The following is a 16,813-nucleotide window of genomic DNA, read 5'->3' as shown; positions in this document are numbered from 1 at the left end:
GTCTCCCTAGCCGCAAAAGGGGGGCACATGACGACGGGTTTCTTTTTCGACGAGTACTGCTTCTGGCACGGCGGCGGCAACTACGCGCAGATGGCGCCGGTCGGCGGGCTGATACAGCCGATCGCGGGCGGCGGCGGCCTTCCCGAGGATCCGGAGACCAAGCGGCGGCTGGTGAACCTGATGCGGATCACGGGCCTGATGGACACGGTCGCCACGCGCGGCGCGGCGCCGATGACGCGCGAGGATCTGCTGCGCGTACATCCCGCCCCCTACCTCGACGCATTCGCCGCGGCCTCCGGAGACAAGGGCGGGGAGCTTGGAATGCGCGCGCCGTTCGGGCCGGGCGGCTTCGAGATCGCGGCGCTGTCGGCGGGGCTGGTGGGGGATGCGCTCGACGCGGTGCTGTCGGGCGATCTGGACAATGCCTATGCCCTGTGCCGTCCGCCGGGACATCACGCCCTGCCCGAGACGCCGAACGGTTTCTGCCTGCTGGCCAACATCGCCCTCGCCATCCGCCGGGCTCAGGCGGCCGGCATGCTCGGCCGGGTCGTCGTGCTCGACTGGGACGTCCATCATGGGAACGGCACCGAGGCAATCTTTGCCGAGGATGCGGACGTGCTGACCATCTCGATCCATCAGGAGAACAATTACCCGCTCGACACCGGCGGCTTCGACACGGATGCGACGGCGAACCTCAACATCCCCCTGCCCCCCGGTTCGGGGCACGCGACCTATCTTGCCGCGATGGAGCGTCTCGCCCTGCCTGCGATGCGCGCACATGCACCCGATGCGGTGATCGTCGCCTGCGGGTTCGACGCCGCACTGATCGACCCGCTCGGCCGGATGCTCGCCACCGCCGAGACCTTCCGCGAAATGACGGCGCAGGTGACGGCGCTGGCGGAGGATATCTGCGGCGGACAAGTCGTGATGGCGCATGAAGGCGGCTATTCCGAGGTCTACGTCCCCTTCTGCGGCCATGCCGTGATCGCCGAGATGGCCGGCGCGGCGCAGGTGGACGACCCCTTCGCCGATGCGTTCCGGGCGCGCCAGCCGGGGGCCGGTTTCGAGGCCTTCGCCACCGCACGTATCGACGCCATGGCGGCGGCGTGCGGATTCTGATCGGGGTCTCCATTGAACCGCCTCGTCGCGCAGGCTAATCCTCACGCGACGCCGACCGGGAGAACGCGATGAAGAAGGTCTACGATAACGCCACCGAGGCGCTGGACGGGCTGCTGCATGACGGCATGTTCATTGCCGCCGGAGGCTTTGGTCTCTGCGGCATCCCCGAGCTTCTGCTCGCCGCCATCAAGGAGGCCGGAACGAAGGACCTGACCTTCGCATCCAACAACGCCGGCATCGACGAGTTCGGCATCGGCATCCTGCTGCAGACGCGGCAGGTGAAGAAGATGATCTCCTCCTATGTCGGCGAAAACGCGGAGTTCATGCGCCAGTACCTGTCGGGTGAGCTGGAGCTGGAATTCAACCCGCAAGGCACCTTGGCGGAGCGGATGCGCGCCGGCGGCTGCGGCATTCCTGGCTTCTACACCAAGACCGGCGTCGGCACGCAGATCGCCGAGGGCAAGGAGCACAAGGATTTCGACGGCGAGACCTACATCCTCGAGCGGGGGATCGTCGCCGACCTCTCCATCGTCAAGGCGTGGAAGGCGGACGACACCGGCAACCTCGTGTTCCGCAAGACCGCGCGCAACTTCAACCCGCCCGCCGCGATGTGCGGCAAGGTCTGCGTCGCCGAGGTCGAGGAGATCGTTCCCCGCGGCGAACTTGACCCCGACGGCATTCACCTGCCGGGGATTTACGTGCATCGCCTGATCCAGGGTGACCACGAAAAGCGGATCGAACAGCGCACCGTTCGCAAGAGGGAGACGGCCTGATGCCCTGGGACCGAAATCAGATGGCCGCCCGCGCGGCCGAGGAACTCGAAGACGGCATGTACGTCAATCTCGGCATCGGGATCCCGACGCTGGTGGCGAATTACGTGGGCGACAAGGACATCACCCTGCAGTCGGAGAACGGGATGCTGGGCATGGGCCCCTTCCCCTTCGAGGGCGAGGAGGACCCCGACCTGATCAATGCCGGCAAGCAGACGATCACCGAGTTGAACCGCACGGCCTATTTCGACTCGGCGACGTCGTTCGGCATGATCCGGGGCGGCAAGATCGCCGCCGCGATCCTGGGCGCGATGGAGGTGGCCGAGAACGGCGACCTCGCCAACTGGATGATTCCCGGCAAGCTGATCAAAGGCATGGGCGGGGCGATGGACCTCGTCGCGGGCGTCGGCCGCGTCATCGTGGTGATGGATCATGCCAACAAGCGCGGCGAATCCAAGGTGCTGCGCGAATGCACGCTGCCGCTGACGGGCACGGGGGTCGTGGACCGCATCATCACCAATCTGGGCGTCCTCGACGTTGTCGAAGGCGGGCTGAAGATCGTGGAACTGGCGCCGGAAGTGACCGAACAGGAACTGCGCGATCTGACCGACGCGACCTTGGTCGACTGACGCAAGGCGAAGCCGAACGCGGGAGAATGGCCATGGATGACAGGATCACGCGCGAGAACGGCCCGAATGGCGGGCGTTACGTCCTTTACCGCGACGGGATGGAGGCAAAGCTGACCTATTCGGCGCCCGGAGACGGGCGCTGGATCGCCGATCATACTTTCGTACCCGTCGCGATGCGGGGCACCGGCGCGGGCGTCGCGCTGACCCGGCGGCTGGTGGAGGATGCGCGTGCCGAGGGGATGCGGATTGTCCCGCTCTGCTCCTTCGTTGCGGCGCATGCGCAACGGCACCCGGAATGGTCCGACGTGATGGCGTGAAGCGAGGTCAGCTTTCCGTCAGGGAGGCCTCGAAGACGCAGCCATCCCCCGGAAGCTCCGGCGGGGTCCGGCACATCAGCCGCGCCACGTTCCAGGCGGCGAGGACCTTGGGCACGTAGGCGCGCGTCTCGGCATAGGGTGGCACGCCGCCATACCGCCGCACGGCGCCCTCGCCCGCGTTGTAACCGGCGAGGGCCAGAACCGGATCGTCCCCGAACTCCCCCATCAGCCAGTCGAGATAGGCGACGCCGCCGCGGATGTTCTGCGACGGGTCGCGCGAATCGGTCACGCCGAACCTTGCGGCGGTGGCGGGGATAAGCTGCATCAAGCCGGTGGCGCCCTTGTGCGAGACGGCATCGGCGCGCCCGGCCGATTCGACGGCGATCAGTGCCAAGACGAGCGCGGGCGAAACCCGGGTACCGACCGACCGGGCGAGAATGTCCGTTCCGTGCAGCCGCGCGATCGCCTGCAGATGCGCCAGGGGCGGTGCGGTGATGCCGCTGCCGCTTGGGGGGCGGGCCACGACGCGGGCGGCCTGAAGGAAACGCCCCGGCTGCCGCTCGATCGAGGGGGAGATCGCCGACCAGAACCAGGCCTGCACCTCGCTGCGCCTGTCCTGCGGCGCTGGCGGGAGCGCGGCGTCGGCGGTGTCGGAGGGTTGGGGCGCGGCGGCGGGCGGCGGCGGTTCGATCTGGATGTTGATGCGGCGGGACGTGCCGGCGGCCGGCGGGCGGAGTTTCTTGAACGTGAAATCCGCCGCCATGGCAGGGGGCACGGGCGCCGTCCATGCAAGAAGGCCCAGAAGGGCCGCCGCGATCGCGTATCTCATCACCGTCTGCTCTCGTCCCGACCGCAGCCCGTTCCGTTTTTCGGAGCGCTCTTGATTTCGCGCAGGATGGCATCCCGATTGTGGCGCTGTCACGGCCCGGAGATTGATGGGCGGCGCAGTGTGACAAATCCTGCCGACGGTGTCTGCGATCCGTTTTCGAGGGCGCGGCGGGGCCGGCCAATGGTGCCGAATGTCGTTCAATTTCAGATAAATGCGAGTTTGTCCCTTATTTGGTCGGAATTGGCCACGATCTTGCCCCAATTTTCCAACAAAGTGTTCCCATCCAACGCATCCCCGGTGGCAGCCGGGACCGCGGCGGATCAACAACAGCACCGAGGCACTCGGGCAAGGAACGTGACGAACGAGCAGTGCCCCACCCGCCGTTGGCAGGCGGACGGGAAAAGAGGGCGAAGTCACGCTTTCCGTCGGTGGGAAGTACCGAGGGACAGGGGGGTCGTGCGGGCAGGCACGGCCCCCTCTTTCGTCCGGTCTTGATCCGGTGGCGGAGTGGAAGCCGCCGCGCCCGAGGCCTGAGCGGCTTCCCGAGAAATTCCCTAAAAGTCGTCCTTTAGGTCACGATCCCGGCCAGTTCGAGCGCCGGGTCCCGCCCGAATCCGTTGTCAGTCTGATTTCGTAGCTCGGGGCACCCGCCCTTGGTCGAACAGAAGCCAGCGCAGGGAATATCATATGCTGAACAACATCAGAAATTTTGCTGCCGCCGAAGATGGCGCCGTCACCGTCGACTGGGTCGTGCTGACCGCCGCCCTTGTGGGTCTCGGCCTCGCCGTCATGGGCGTCGTGTCGGGTGGGATCGAAAAACTCTCAGGTGATATAAGCACGTCCTTGGAAAACACGAAGCCGACCGAAAAGACTTGGTTTGACGACACTAAACAAGGTGGCGGCAACGGAAATGACGGCGGCGGCGGCAACGACGGCTAACTCCTCCAACTTGCTCACACCGCGAACCTACGCCCCGCCCCTCACGGTCGGGGCGCCTTCGTGTTGCGTAATTGCCCGCCAATTTCAGCAAATTCTCCTAAACTCGTCGCATTCCCGCCGCGATTGTCCCGCAGAGGGAGGCCATCGATCGAGCGGACGGTCCGCTTACCCGACATCGGGAACAGACCCGCCAAATCAGGGGAAAATCACATGCTGCGCGCTATCAAAACCTTCAGGAACGACGAGGCCGGTGCCGTCACCGTCGATTGGGTCGTGCTGACCGCCGCCCTCGTGGGCCTTGGCCTCGCCGTGCTGTCGGTCATGTCGGGCGGCGTCGAGACCCTGTCCGGTGAGATGTCGACGTCCCTGACCGAAATCGACCCCCACGAGGCGCCGTTCAACGCCGACGGCATCACGGCCACCGCCCCCGTCACCGTCACCGATCCCACCTGATCCGTACGATCAACCGACGCCCCATGTGCGGTCGGTGAAACAAGAATGCCCCGCGACAGCCCTGTCCGGGGCCTTTTCGTCTTTTACGGAACCTTAACGCGCCACGCGCTAGTCCCGGACCCTCCACGAGGACGCCGCATTGGCATGGCTTTCTCAGGTGGATACGCGGCATCGGTTCCGCGTCCCTGTTCACGAGGAGCGTTTGGATGCGTCTCATCTTCGGATTATTGCTGCTGGTCGGCCTAGGCCTCGCGGGCTTCGCCATCAACACGGCGAAGGGACGCTTCGAAGCTTACGATTCGGCCCTGAACGAAAGCAAGAGCCAGATCATCGACGTTCGGGAGGTGTATGTCGTCAACAAGCAGATGTCGTATGGCGATGAACTCACGCCCGACGATGTCACAGCCGTGCCGTGGCCAGTCGTCGCCCTGCCGCCGGGATCCTTCGAGACATACGAGGACGTCTTTCCTGAAACGGCCAAGGGCCCGCGGACGGTCCTGCGCGTGATGGAGCGTTACGAGCCGATCCTTGCCGTCAAGGTGACCGCTCCCGGTGAGGAGGCCGGTCTGGCCGCGACGCTGACGCCCGGGATGCGCGCCTTCACCCTGCAAGTCGACGTCAATTCCGGGGTATCCGGCTTCCTGCGTCCGGGTGACCGGGTGGACGTCTATTGGACCGGCAATGGCGACCATGGTGGTATTACCCGGCTGATCCATACGAGCCTCCCTTTGATTGCCGTCGACCAGCAGACCGATGAGGAGCGCAACAGCCCCACGATCGCACGCAATGTCACGGTGGAAGCGCCGCCGTCCGTAATCGCAAAGCTTGCGCAGGCCCAGGCGACCGGTCGCCTGACGATGGCTTTAGTCGGTGTGAAGGATGACACGGAGGCGGAAGTGGTCGAGGCTGATGTCAGCACGTTCCTCGGTGTCCGCGAGCCGGTTCAGCGCCGGGAGGTGTGTTACGCGAAGGTACGACGGGCCGGCGCACAGGAGGCGAGCCAAGTCGAGATTCCCTGCGCGAATTCTGGTTGAGGTCAACTCTCCGAGACCCAACGACTCCGCAGGATGGCCGCACCGCTCCAAGTGCGGCCATTTTCGTATCTGCCGCTGCTTATGAACAAACCGTTTACCTATGAGGCGCAAAGTGGGCGGAGTGTTACCGCAAGGCCCGGTATTGCGCGCCATTCCAGCGCGCCGCTTGCGATAATGCTTCCGTCGGCCATGGTGGAAACCGATGCGGGCGCAGAACTCGCAACCTCCGGAGCAGTGATTACTCAAAGGCAGGTCACATGACACTGAAAACAACGCTGAGAGCCGCGATGCTCGGGGTCATGGTCGCGGCCATGCCCCTCACATCCGCTCAGGCACAAACCCTTCGCGTCAGTGAAGGCGTTTCCCAGCGCGCGCTGCGCGTCCCGCTAAATCGTGCCGTCGTCCTCGAAAGTGATGTGCCGTTCGCCGAATTGTCGGTCGCGAACCCGCTGATTGCGGATATCGCCACGCTGTCAGAGCGTACGGTCTATGTGCTGGGCAAGCAGCCGGGCCGCACGACGCTTACTCTGCTGGGCCCGGATGGCAGGCTCATTACCAATGTGGAGGTGCAGGTTACGCCTGACATCGCCGAGTTCAAGGAGCGGCTGAGTCAGCTACTTCCCGGTGAACACATCGAGGTCCGCACCGCCAATAGCGGTATCGTGCTGTCCGGCACGGTCTCTTCGATTGCCAAGCTCGACCGGGCGCTCGACCTTGCAAAACTCTATGCCCCGGAAGGCGTCCTGAACCACATGGTCGTGGGTGGCACCAACCAGGTGCAGCTCAAGGTGCGGTTTGCCGAGATGTCCCGCAACGTGTCCAAGCAGATCGGCGCACAGATCGGAATCGACGGGACCGACCTCGACGGCGGCAGCTTCATCGGCACGACCGGAACCGTCGGCAACGCAGCAGGTCAGCTGCAGGTGAATATCGGGACCGATTCGCTGAGCCTCAATCTCCTGCTGCAGGCGCTCGAGGAACGCGGCGTGGTGCGGACGCTGTCCGAGCCGAACCTTACGGCGCTGAGCGGCCAAGCGGCCAGCTTCCTCGCAGGGGGTGAAATCCCGATCCCTGTCGTCGACGACGAGGGCAATGTCGGCGTCGAGTTCAAGCCGTTTGGCGTGGGCCTCGTCTTCACCCCAACCGTGGTCGATGGCGACATCATCAACCTGACGCTCGAAAGCCAGGTGTCGGCGCTCGATACGTCGAATTCGGTGCAGATTCTTGCCAATGGCGGGCAGATACCGGCCCTGAGCGTGCGACGTGCCTCCACCACGGTGGAACTGCGCGACGGGCAGAGCTTTGCCATCGCCGGTATCCTCGAAGACGATTTTCGCGACAATGCCAGCCAAGTCCCCCTGCTTGGCGATCTTCCGATTATCGGCGCCTTGTTTCGGTCCGCAGGATACCAGCGCCGGCAGACCGAACTGGTCATCATCGTGACGGCAAACCTTGTGCAGCCCCTGTCGGGCGAGGCTCTCGTGGTCCCGACCGAGCGTATTCGTCCCCCGACCGAAAACGAGCTGTTCCTTTACGGCCGCGTCTCCGCCCCGGCATCCAGAATCACGCCGTCATCGCGCGGTCGGAACGGCGATCAAGGTATTTCGGGCAATTATGGCTACGTTCTGGATTGAGATAATGAAAAAGAACGCTTTTACGCGCCGCACCCTTTTCGGAGCAATCGGCCTCGCCACCCTCTCCGCCTGTACGGGCACCGGCTTCAACTCGGTCGCAGGCGCGGGGCTCGACGAAGGAGGCTTCGGCGGACCGACCATGCAGAACATGCTCGTCATGGCGGGGGAAGCGCCTGCGCTCACCCATCTGGGCGCACGTTTTGCCGCCGAAGTCCCGAGCACGATCAACTTCCCGTTCGATAGCGCACAGCTGACGGCAGAGGCGCGAGCAGCGCTTGACCAGCAAGCGAACTTCATGCGGCAATTTCCCGAAGTGCGCTTCAGTGTCTATGGGCACACCGATCTCGTCGGGCCCGATGCCTACAACAAAGCCCTCGGCCGCCGGCGCGCGCAAGCCGCTGTGAACTACCTTAGCCAGCGCGGCATCTCGACCGATCGGCTGGAGGCGCTCGTCAGCTTCGGGGAGAACAGGCCCCTCATTCCGACCCCGACGCCGGAATTGGCCAATCGCCGGACGGTGACCGAAGTCTCGGGTTTTGTAGCCGACCATCCGATGGTGCTCAACGGCAAATACGCGGAACTCGTCTATCGCCGCTACGTGACGCGGTTTTCGCAGCCCGCCAGTCAAGTCCTTCAGGGGCAGGCTTCTCTGCCGTCCGCAGGAGAATAGCGTCTGCATCACCCGACAACCTGAAGCCTCCGTGCCCCGGCGCGGGGAGCTTTATTCGATCCGGGTTTTGCGTCGGCATCAACGGAGCGCAAGAAACAACCCCGGATCTTTCCAATAGATTCATTTTTTCGGTCTAAATCTCGCCGGAATCGCCCCGCAAGATCATGGGGACAGGGGCAACAGGCCTCCGAACGGCACCGACGGATATCGGCCGTCGCCGATCGACGATCTGCCCCGAAGGGGCGCCGAATGACGAGTGGTAAACCGCATGTCCAGCACCCTGGCCCTTCTTCCCGAGCCTGCGCCGCTGCGCGCCGTCAGTGTGTCACGCGACGTGCAGGAATTCGATCTTCTCATTGAGGACATGGAAGCGGAGCTGGGAGAGGCTTGGGGCGACCTCGATTTTGCGGAGGCGCTGGCGTTCCTCAAACAGGATGAAGCACAGGAACTGGAATTTGTGGTGCTGGCCGTCGATCAAGAGGACGAAGGCCACCTCCTCCGGATCGCGGATGTTATCCGGGCGGCAAAGCGCATCGGCCTCAAGGTGATCCTTGTCGCGGACGGCCTCGGCCCCATGGCGCTGCATGAACTGATGCGCGCGGGTGCGAACGATTTTGCGCCCTACCCGCTTCCGGAGAACGCATTTTCCGAGGCATTGGCGCGTCTCCGCATGCCCGGTCCGGCGGATAGTTTGGACACGATGCGGCATGCGGGCGGCGATGTCATTGATCCGAAATCGGGCACAACCCCCACGCTCCCTGCGCGAACGGGTGAAGGCAGCGGAAGCGACGGCGCCGTTTTCGCGGTTCAGTCGGCGGCGGGCGGAGACGGTGCGACCACGATCGCGGTGAACCTTGCCTGGAATTTGGCAAATGTTTCGAAGAGAGATTCCCCGAGCGTCTGCGTGATCGATCTGGGCCTGCAATTCGGTTCGGTCGCGACCTATTTCGACCTTCCGCGTAAACCCATGATCTACGAGGTGCTTTCAGACGTCTCCTCAATGGACGAGCAGGCGTTCCGCCAAGCGCTCGGCGTCTACAAGGACCGTCTTTCGGTGTTCACGGCACCGGCCGACATCCTGCCGCTTGACCTGATTGGGCCGGACGACGTCAACGGCCTTCTCAGCCTAGCGCGGACCTGTTTCGACATCGTGATCGTCGATATGCCGGCGACCGTGACCGCTTGGACGGATGCGGTCTTCAGCCAAGCCGATCTCTATTTTGTGGTCTGCGGCCTGGAGGTGCGGTCGGCCCAGAATGCGCTGCGCTTCCAGAAACTGCTCAAGGCCGAAGGTCTGCCGACCGAGAAGCTGGCCTTTGTCATGAATCGGGCGCCCGGCAAAATGGATTTGGGTGGTCGCCGCCGAGTCGAAAAGATGGCCGACAGCCTCGACATCAAGTTTTATGCGGTCCTGCCGGACGGTGGGAAACAGATCACCGAAGTCAACGATCAGGCTGCGCCCCTGAACATCCTGGCGCCGCGAAATGCGATGGCGAAGGAGCTGCAGAAGATGGCTGCCGAACTCTTTCAAGCGCGGCAGGCGATTTCCGGCGGCGCCGACATATCGGGGAAACGCGGGAAAAAGAGCTTCTTAGGCCTGAAGTTCGGCTGATGCGGAGGTAAGTCACAATGTTCTCGCGCTACAAGAAACCGCAGATTGAAGGGGCCAAACCAGTTGCGCCCCAGCCGCAGGCCGCGCCCGTAGCCGACGCCAGCCCCAAAGTTGCTCCGAAGCCGCAACCTGCGTTCGAGCCGGAGATTGCGAAGCCCAAGTCGGCTGTGCCGGGCGGCGGATACGACAAGGAGTTGAAGCGCCGGGAGCGGATTGAGGAACTCAAGACCGAGATGCATCACAGGTTGCTCGACAACCTGAATCTTTCGGCGCTCGACAAGGCGGATCAGTCCGCCCTGCGCGCGGAGATCGTCTCGATCACGACCGAAGAACTCTCCGAGATGGGTGTCGTTCTGGGGCGCGATGACCGAGACGTGCTGAATTCGGAGCTGTTCGACGAGGTGATGGGTCTCGGGCCGCTGGAGCCGCTCCTCAAGGACGAGACGATCAACGACATCCTCGTGAACGGTCCGCACAACATCTACATCGAACGTGCCGGCAAGCTTCAGAAGTCCGAGATCCGCTTCAAGGACGAGCGCCACCTGATGCGGATCATCGACAAGATCGTGTCCGCCGTTGGCCGCCGCGTCGACGAATCCAATCCTTATGTCGATGCTCGCCTGAAGGACGGGTCCCGATTCAACGCCATGGTTCCGCCGGTGGCCGTCGATGGCTCGCTCGTGTCGATCCGCAAGTTCAAGAAGGAAAAGCTCCAGATCGACGATCTGGTAGAATTCGGTGCCTTTACCGAGGAGATGGCCGCTTATCTTCAGGCTGCGGTTGCTTGCCGGCTCAACGTGATCGTGTCGGGCGGCACGGGTTCGGGCAAGACGACGACGCTCAACGCGCTGTCGTCCTTCATCGGGCGGGCCGAACGCGTTCTGACAATCGAGGATACGGCAGAACTTCAACTCCAGCAGGATCATGTCGGGCGGATGGAAAGCCGACCGCCCAACGTCGAAGGCAAGGGCGCGGTGACGCAGCGCGACTGTCTTCGCAACGCCCTGCGGATGCGCCCCGATCGCATCATCGTCGGCGAGACACGCGGCGAGGAGGTCATCGACATGCTTCAAGCCATGAACACGGGCCACGACGGATCGATGACGACCATCCATGCGAACAATTCTCGCGACGCCATCAGCCGGTTGGAGAACATGATCGCCATGGCCGGCATCGAAATGCCGATCAAGGCGGTTCGCGCGCAAATTGCCTCCGCCGTCAACCTGATCGTACAAGCCACTCGCCTGCAGGACGGCTCGCGGCGCATGGTCTCCATTACGGAAGTGACGGGGATGGAGGGCGAGGTAATCACCCTACAGGACGTGTTCCGCTACGAGCGTCTCGGCCTTGAGGCTGATGGGAAGATCAGCGGCCGCTTCACCGCAACGGGTATCCGCAGCCATTACTCCGACCGCTTCAAGGCTTGGGGTTATGACCTCCCGCCCTCAATCTACGAACCGGCCGGGAGCCGCTGACATGCAAATCTCGATCGAACCGCTCATCTATCTGGCGATTTTTGGCGCCGTCTATTTGATCATCGGTGGCGTGTATTTTCTGGTTTTCGGCAAATTGATCAAGCTGAACAACCGGGTCAATCGTCGTCTGGACCTTCTTGACAAGGGCCAGAGCCGCGATGAGGTCATGGCGCAGCTACGCAAGGAGATGTCGCAGCACGACAGCGCCAAGCAGATACCGCTCTATTCCCTGCTTGCCGAAAAGGCTCAGAAGGCCAACCTGGCTTTTTCACCAATGATGCTGATCGGAGTCATGGTGCTCGTATGCGTGGTGGCATTCGTGTTGACGACGCTGTTTACCAGCGCAAGCGGACCGGTCAGGATTCTGCTTTCGTTAACGCTTGGCGTGGGAGGGGTTTATTTTTGGGTCAACAAAAAGGCCAAGGAACGCCTTTCACTGATGGAGGAGCAGCTTCCGGACGCCATTGAACTGATCGTCCGCTCGTTGCGGGTCGGTCACCCGTTGAATTCCGCGATTGGGATTGTGGCGAAGGAAATTGCCGATCCGCTCGGATCCGAAATGGGATTCATTGCCGATGAGGCAGCTTACGGCCGGGATGTGCCCGATGCGCTTCGTGCGCTGGCCGAGCGGGTCGACCTCCAGGATCTCCGATTTCTCGCCGTGGCCGTTGCCATTCAGCAAAAGTCTGGCGGCAATCTGGCAGAAATCCTTGAGGGGCTGTCCAAGGTCGTGCGCGCACGTTTCAAGCTCTTCCGCAAGGTCAAAGCAATTACGGCAGAGGCGCGCTGGTCCGGCGTCTTCCTATCGGCCTTTCCGGTACTTGCCGCAATCGGCATCAATGTGATGCAGCCGGATTACTACGCCGAGGTCCGCGACACGGCCTACTTCATCCCCGCAGCAACCGTGGTGTTCGTTTTTCTGGTCATTAACGTGATCTTCATGCGCATGATGGTCAACATCAAGGTCTGAGGTGACTGCAATGTTAACGCCGGATTTCCTGATTTCCACGATTGCCGCCCTGACCGGGCCGGACGGGATGATCTATGCGGCGGGCCTTGCCGGCGTGCTGCTCGTGGTCATTGCCTTGCCATTTGTCACGCACAAACGCGCGGAGCCGATGGATCGCATCAAGCGCGAACGCAAAGGCGAAAGGCCTGCTCTGGAAGCTGCCGACACAAGTCTGTCGCGACACGGTCAGCGAAACGAACACCTGGCAAAGTACGCGCAATATCTCGACCCGCAGAACGAAGAGGAGATGTCTCGAACGCGCACGATGCTCATGCGCGCAGGGTACCCCCACAAGGACGCTGTGCGCAAATTGACGGCAGCGCAATTTCTCCTTGGGCTGGGCCTGCTTGCTGCAGGTACAGTCTATGCCCTTTTCGTTACCGGAGAAAACACGCCAGCTTTCCAGAAGGTTCTAATGGCGATACTGCCGGGCTGTGTCGGCTATTATGCTCCGCGGTACTGGCTTCAGAAGCGGGTCGCCAAGCGTCAGAGCGAAATTCAGGACGGTTTTCCCGATGCGCTCGACCTACTGCTCGTATGTGTCGAGGCCGGCCAGTCTCTGGATCAGTCGATCATTCGTGTCGCCAGCGAGATCGAGCCTTCCTACCCGGCTCTCTCAGGCGAGTTTTTTACGGTCGCTCAGGAGGTTAAAGCCGGAAAAGACAAGCCGGACGTCCTTCGTTCGATGGCGGACCGTTGTGACATTAAAGACATCACGAGTTTCGTGACCGTGCTGATCCAGTCCGCCAATTTCGGAACGTCGATTGCCGAAGCACTTCGAGTTTATGCCGCAGAAATGCGTGACAAGCGGGTTATGCGGGCCGAGGAGAAGGCGAACGTCCTGCCGACAAAACTCACCGTTGGAACGATGATGTTTTGCGTTCCGCCGCTGCTGATCATCCTGATCGGGCCTTCGCTGCACGGGATCGCCGAGTCGCTGAGCGGGAATGCGGGCTTCTGATGGCACGGGCAAATCTTCTGTTATCGTTGCTGGCGATCGCCGTTATCGCGGCGGGCTGTACCGAAAGCCGCGGCCCCGCCGCGGATGGCAAACTTTTCGCTCCCGGTGTGGCACGGGGCGACGCCTTGGTCTCGCCGCTCGTCGTCGGCGATCGCCTGTTAGCGGCGGGTGAGGGAGAACTCGCGCTAGGCGCGTATACTCGGGCGGCGGCAGGTCCGGATGGGATGACGCGTGACCTCAAGATGTCTATGGCCGAGGCCAATATATCGCTTGGGCGGATCCGACAGGCCGAACGCCTGCTACGCGACATTATAAAAGCCGAGCCTCGTAACGCGGTCGCTTGGAACAATCTTGGTGTCGTACTTCTGGAGCGGGGCGAACTGGGCGAAGCAAATGTCACTTTTCGGACTGCGTTCGCGCTGCAACCCTCACCAGAGATCCGCGAGAACCTTCGCCTTTCTTATGCAAAGTTGGAGGTCATCGACTACGATGACGAAACAGATACGACCTTCACGCTGACGCGTCGCGCCAACGGAGCCATCGGCCTCGTCCGCCCCAAACAGCCGTCATAAGAACAAGAAGGTATCGAGCAGAAAAGGACGCGATATGCGCCACCCCTTCTTCATTGCGCTCCTTCTCGGAGGCTCAATTTTTTTGTCGGCTTGCGGTCAACCCGATGTTTCGCGCGCCGTCAGAGATGCCGCCGAGGCGGAAGCCGACAGTATCCGCGAGATCATGATGACGGTTGCCGAACCGCGCGACGCTATCGCATTTTTTAGCCGACAGATTGAGATCGAGCCCGACGAGATCGAACATTATCGCGGACTCGCCAATAGCCTCAAGCGAGGCGGAAGAAATGAAGAAGCCGTTCTTGCTTGGCGAAAAGTCGTCGCTCATGATGACAGCGGTCCGGCAGATATGGTCGCCTTGGCAGACGCGCTGATCCGCACCTCGGAATGGACGGCCGCAAAAGTCGTGCTGAACACCATCCCTCCGACGCACGAGACCTTCTCACGGTACCGCCTCGAAGCGATGGTCGCGGACAGCGAACAGAAGTGGGATCGCGCCGACAGCTTCTACGAGACCGCCGTGGGCCTGACGACGAGACCGGCCGGAGTTCTTAACAACTGGGGCTATTCGAAACTGACGCGTGGCGACAATGCAGCCGCGGAGCAGCTTTTCGTGGAAGCGATCACACACGATTCCGGGCTCTACACCGCCAAAAATAATCTAGTTCTGGCGCGCACGGCGCGGGGCAATTACGCATTGCCTTCCGTACCCATGACGCAGGAGGAGCGGGCACAATTACTGCATACCGCCGGCGTCGTCGCAATCAAGCAGGGTGATGCGGATTTAGGCCGCAGCTTGCTAGAGGAAGCAATAGCCACTCATCCACGCCACTTCGAGGCCGCGACGCGCGCGCTCGAATCCTTGGGAGGGTGAACGATGGAACCGATGGCAACGATGGACTTCGCGCTCACGGCCTATCAGGGGCTGGTCTTCGGTTTGTTGACCCTGCCAATCTGTCTGTGGGCGGCTTGGACCGATATCAAGGAGATGAAAATTCGCAACAACGTGGTTCTCGCTCTGGTTGTGGTCTATGTCGTCGCCGGTATCGTTCTGTTCCCATTCGCGGACTGGCTCTGGGGCTTTGCCGGATTCGCCGTCGTTCTGGTGATCGGATTTGTTTTAAGCGGCACGATGGGCTTGGGTGCCGGCGACGCGAAGTTCGCCGCGGCGATGGCCCCCTTCGTGCCGCTCGCCGACGTTGTGCAGGTCGCATATCTCTACGTGGCTTGGTCGGTGCTCCTCATCGCCGGCATGGCAATCGTTCGTCGACAGAATGCGCTGCGCGTCGCGGCTCCGGATTGGATCTGGTTCCAAGAGGACCTTCGCCGCCACGTCCCGCTCGGTGTCGGGCTGGCCCCGACCCTTAGCAGCTACTTCTTCGCGGCCGCATTAGCTGGCTGAAGCTGCCGTAATTCCGCCAACGACCAACGGCAATATTGAGCCGACAGGCTGAGGATTTTTCGATGAACATGCGCCCCGATCCTAGCCTGCTGGCTGTTCCCGCCCCGCCGTCTCCTCGCAGCCTGGCCGAGACGGGTCTGACGCAAGTCGTTCTGCGGGAGATCATGCTGAAGACCGTCTTCCGCAAATCGATTGAAACGACGCGCGAGATCTCGGAGGCAGTTTGTCTCACGACCGGGCTCACTCAAGAACTCATCGACCAGCTGCGCAACGCGGGTCTGATGCAGGCCACCGGCACGATGCATGCCGGCGCCTCCGGTGAGTTGGGGTACCAGCTGACCGATCAAGGCAAGGCGCGCGCTATCGATGCCCTCGCGCAGTCGGAATATTACGGTCCGATGCCGGTCCCGCTTGAGATGTACAAGGCACAGACCAGCGCGCAGTCGGTCCGCAACGTCCGGATCACCCGCCGGCGCCTGATGGCATCAATGGGACATCTGATCCTCCCCGAGAACCTCCTCGACCAGCTTGGGCCTGCGGTCGGGTCGGGTCGATCGGTTCTGCTCTATGGCCCGCCGGGCAACGGTAAATCCTCGATTGCAGAGGGGATCCGGGCCGTTCTCGGGGACAACATCTGGATCCCGCACGCCATCGAATATGCGGGAACGGTCATCACTCTTTTCGATCCGATCGTGCATACCAAGGTCGATTTTTCGGAGGAGGACAACGGTCTGCGGAAGGCCAATTCCCGCATCGACCGGCGCTACCTGCTTTGCCAGCGTCCGACAGTGATGACCGGTGGTGAGTTGTCGCTCGACATGCTCGACCTCAAGTACAACGCGGTCTCGCGGACCTATCAGGCGTCGCTGCAGCTGAAATCCTCCGGCGGCGTCTTCATCGTCGACGACCTCGGCCGGCAGGCGGAGCCGCCGCAGAAGATCGTCAATCGCTGGATCGTACCGATGGAAATGGGCTACGATATCCTCACATTGCAATCGGGCGAGAAATTCGAGGTTCCCTTCGACACGCTCGTGGTCTTTTCGACAAATTTCCACCCCAACAAGATCTTCGACAAAGCGGCCTTGCGACGGATTTTCTTCAAGGTCCTGATCGACGGACCGACCCAAGCGGAATTTCTCAAGATCTTCGCGATGGTCGCCAAGAAGAAGCGGTTCGAGCTTGACGAGGCTTCCCTGCTGCACCTGCTCAAGAAGAAGTACCCCCAGATCGACAACGTATACGCCAACTTCCACGGTGTCTTCCTGATCGACCAGATGATCGCCGCCTGCGATTTCGAGGGCCTTCCCTACAAGATGACGCCGGAATTGGTGGACCGGGCATGGGCCAATCTCTTTGTCGACGAGGTGGATATCGTCCACTGATGCGAAATT

General features: G+C 62.1%; 18 protein-coding genes. 17 read left to right on the top strand and 1 reads right to left on the bottom strand.

Features of this window, described 5'->3' with window-relative positions:
* Nucleotides 1-27 precede the first annotated feature (27 nt).
* The 4 genes from JSE7799_RS00345 to JSE7799_RS00330 all read left to right on the top strand — a co-directional run bounded on the left by JSE7799_RS00345 (nt 28) and on the right by JSE7799_RS00330 (nt 2,835).
* Nucleotides 28-1,119: a histone deacetylase-like amidohydrolase gene (locus JSE7799_RS00345; protein WP_055661825.1), complete on the top strand. Its 1,092-nt coding sequence runs from the start codon at nt 28-30 to the stop codon at nt 1,117-1,119.
* Between the two features lie 68 nt (nt 1,120-1,187).
* Nucleotides 1,188-1,892 carry a CoA transferase subunit A gene (locus JSE7799_RS00340; RefSeq protein ID WP_055661824.1) on the top strand — a complete coding sequence of 235 codons (705 nt, stop codon included), beginning with the start codon at nt 1,188-1,190 and terminating at the stop codon, nt 1,890-1,892.
* Nucleotides 1,892-2,518 carry a 3-oxoacid CoA-transferase subunit B gene (locus tag JSE7799_RS00335; RefSeq protein ID WP_055661823.1) on the top strand — a complete coding sequence of 209 codons (627 nt, stop codon included), beginning with the start codon at nt 1,892-1,894 and terminating at the stop codon, nt 2,516-2,518. Before JSE7799_RS00340 ends, JSE7799_RS00335 begins: the two co-directional genes overlap by 1 nt.
* 32 nt (nt 2,519-2,550) lie before the next feature.
* Nucleotides 2,551-2,835 carry a GNAT family N-acetyltransferase gene (locus JSE7799_RS00330; RefSeq protein ID WP_055661822.1) on the top strand — a complete coding sequence of 95 codons (285 nt, stop codon included), beginning with the start codon at nt 2,551-2,553 and terminating at the stop codon, nt 2,833-2,835.
* A gap of 7 nt (nt 2,836-2,842) precedes the next feature.
* On the opposite strand, the gene JSE7799_RS00325 is transcribed toward JSE7799_RS00330, so the two are convergent.
* Complete coding sequence (locus JSE7799_RS00325) at nt 2,843-3,664, bottom strand: lytic transglycosylase domain-containing protein (RefSeq protein ID WP_055661821.1); 822 nt, start codon at nt 3,662-3,664, stop codon at nt 2,843-2,845.
* A gap of 687 nt (nt 3,665-4,351) precedes the next feature.
* Between JSE7799_RS00325 and JSE7799_RS19370 the strand changes: the two genes are divergently transcribed.
* From JSE7799_RS19370 to JSE7799_RS00260, 13 genes are all read left to right on the top strand, one after another.
* Nucleotides 4,352-4,603, top strand: coding sequence for a Flp family type IVb pilin (locus JSE7799_RS19370; protein ID WP_083480111.1), 252 nt, complete (start codon nt 4,352-4,354; stop codon nt 4,601-4,603).
* 210 nt (nt 4,604-4,813) lie between these two features.
* A complete protein-coding gene (locus JSE7799_RS00315) occupies nt 4,814-5,056 on the top strand; it encodes a hypothetical protein (RefSeq protein ID WP_083480110.1) in 243 nt (80 codons plus the stop codon).
* A gap of 227 nt (nt 5,057-5,283) precedes the next feature.
* Complete coding sequence (cpaB, locus tag JSE7799_RS00310) at nt 5,284-6,090, top strand: Flp pilus assembly protein CpaB (protein ID WP_306455384.1); 807 nt, start codon at nt 5,284-5,286, stop codon at nt 6,088-6,090.
* Between the two features lie 257 nt (nt 6,091-6,347).
* Nucleotides 6,348-7,724, top strand: coding sequence for a type II and III secretion system protein family protein (locus tag JSE7799_RS00305; RefSeq protein WP_055661819.1), 1,377 nt, complete (start codon nt 6,348-6,350; stop codon nt 7,722-7,724).
* A gap of 4 nt (nt 7,725-7,728) precedes the next feature.
* On the top strand, nt 7,729-8,394 hold the full coding sequence (locus tag JSE7799_RS00300) for an OmpA family protein (RefSeq protein WP_055661818.1): 666 nt from the start codon (nt 7,729-7,731) through the stop codon (nt 8,392-8,394).
* A 256-nt stretch (nt 8,395-8,650) separates the two neighbouring features.
* Nucleotides 8,651-10,006, top strand: a complete 1,356-nt coding sequence (locus tag JSE7799_RS00295; protein WP_306455383.1) for a CpaE/TadZ family protein — start codon at nt 8,651-8,653, stop codon at nt 10,004-10,006.
* 17 nt (nt 10,007-10,023) lie between these two features.
* A complete protein-coding gene (locus JSE7799_RS00290; RefSeq protein ID WP_055661817.1) occupies nt 10,024-11,481 on the top strand; it encodes a TadA family conjugal transfer-associated ATPase in 1,458 nt (485 codons plus the stop codon).
* A gap of 1 nt (nt 11,482) precedes the next feature.
* Complete coding sequence (locus JSE7799_RS00285; RefSeq protein ID WP_055661816.1) at nt 11,483-12,451, top strand: type II secretion system F family protein; 969 nt, start codon at nt 11,483-11,485, stop codon at nt 12,449-12,451.
* A gap of 10 nt (nt 12,452-12,461) precedes the next feature.
* Nucleotides 12,462-13,451 (top strand): type II secretion system F family protein, encoded by a 990-nt coding sequence (locus JSE7799_RS00280; protein WP_055661815.1) that lies wholly within the window; start codon nt 12,462-12,464, stop codon nt 13,449-13,451.
* Nucleotides 13,452-13,477: 26 nt separating this feature from the next.
* Nucleotides 13,478-14,023, top strand: a complete 546-nt coding sequence (locus JSE7799_RS00275) for a tetratricopeptide repeat protein (RefSeq protein ID WP_186201794.1) — start codon at nt 13,478-13,480, stop codon at nt 14,021-14,023.
* 34 nt (nt 14,024-14,057) lie between these two features.
* Nucleotides 14,058-14,894: a tetratricopeptide repeat protein gene (locus tag JSE7799_RS00270; RefSeq protein ID WP_055661813.1), complete on the top strand. Its 837-nt coding sequence runs from the start codon at nt 14,058-14,060 to the stop codon at nt 14,892-14,894.
* A 3-nt stretch (nt 14,895-14,897) separates the two neighbouring features.
* Nucleotides 14,898-15,422, top strand: coding sequence for a prepilin peptidase (locus JSE7799_RS00265; protein WP_083480108.1), 525 nt, complete (start codon nt 14,898-14,900; stop codon nt 15,420-15,422).
* A gap of 62 nt (nt 15,423-15,484) precedes the next feature.
* Nucleotides 15,485-16,804: a DUF8689 domain-containing protein gene (locus JSE7799_RS00260; protein ID WP_055661811.1), complete on the top strand. Its 1,320-nt coding sequence runs from the start codon at nt 15,485-15,487 to the stop codon at nt 16,802-16,804.
* The last annotated feature ends 9 nt before the right edge of the window (nt 16,805-16,813 follow it).

The organism is Jannaschia seosinensis, from assembly GCF_001408515.1.
Classification (GTDB): Bacteria; Pseudomonadota; Alphaproteobacteria; order Rhodobacterales; family Rhodobacteraceae; genus Jannaschia; species Jannaschia seosinensis.
Note: the sequence above shows the minus strand (reverse complement) of the source record. Positions and strands in the feature narration are given on the sequence as shown.

What these genes read in the sequence shown, in the direction of transcription:
- JSE7799_RS00290 (WP_055661817.1), top strand. Translation starts at nt 10,024, where the DNA reads ATGTTCTCGCGCTACAAGAAACCGCAGATTGAAGGGGCCAAACCAGTT.
- JSE7799_RS00335 (WP_055661823.1), top strand. Translation starts at nt 1,892, where the DNA reads ATGCCCTGGGACCGAAATCAGATGGCCGCCCGCGCGGCCGAGGAACTC.
- JSE7799_RS00325 (WP_055661821.1), bottom strand. Translation starts at nt 3,664, where the DNA reads ATGAGATACGCGATCGCGGCGGCCCTTCTGGGCCTTCTTGCATGGACG.
- JSE7799_RS00315 (WP_083480110.1), top strand. Translation starts at nt 4,814, where the DNA reads ATGCTGCGCGCTATCAAAACCTTCAGGAACGACGAGGCCGGTGCCGTC.
- JSE7799_RS00300 (WP_055661818.1), top strand. Translation starts at nt 7,729, where the DNA reads ATGAAAAAGAACGCTTTTACGCGCCGCACCCTTTTCGGAGCAATCGGC.
- JSE7799_RS00260 (WP_055661811.1), top strand. Translation starts at nt 15,485, where the DNA reads ATGAACATGCGCCCCGATCCTAGCCTGCTGGCTGTTCCCGCCCCGCCG.
- JSE7799_RS00280 (WP_055661815.1), top strand. Translation starts at nt 12,462, where the DNA reads ATGTTAACGCCGGATTTCCTGATTTCCACGATTGCCGCCCTGACCGGG.
- JSE7799_RS00285 (WP_055661816.1), top strand. Translation starts at nt 11,483, where the DNA reads ATGCAAATCTCGATCGAACCGCTCATCTATCTGGCGATTTTTGGCGCC.
- JSE7799_RS19370 (WP_083480111.1), top strand. Translation starts at nt 4,352, where the DNA reads ATGCTGAACAACATCAGAAATTTTGCTGCCGCCGAAGATGGCGCCGTC.
- JSE7799_RS00340 (WP_055661824.1), top strand. Translation starts at nt 1,188, where the DNA reads ATGAAGAAGGTCTACGATAACGCCACCGAGGCGCTGGACGGGCTGCTG.
- JSE7799_RS00270 (WP_055661813.1), top strand. Translation starts at nt 14,058, where the DNA reads ATGCGCCACCCCTTCTTCATTGCGCTCCTTCTCGGAGGCTCAATTTTT.
- JSE7799_RS00265 (WP_083480108.1), top strand. Translation starts at nt 14,898, where the DNA reads ATGGAACCGATGGCAACGATGGACTTCGCGCTCACGGCCTATCAGGGG.
- JSE7799_RS00305 (WP_055661819.1), top strand. Translation starts at nt 6,348, where the DNA reads ATGACACTGAAAACAACGCTGAGAGCCGCGATGCTCGGGGTCATGGTC.
- JSE7799_RS00330 (WP_055661822.1), top strand. Translation starts at nt 2,551, where the DNA reads ATGGATGACAGGATCACGCGCGAGAACGGCCCGAATGGCGGGCGTTAC.
- JSE7799_RS00345 (WP_055661825.1), top strand. Translation starts at nt 28, where the DNA reads ATGACGACGGGTTTCTTTTTCGACGAGTACTGCTTCTGGCACGGCGGC.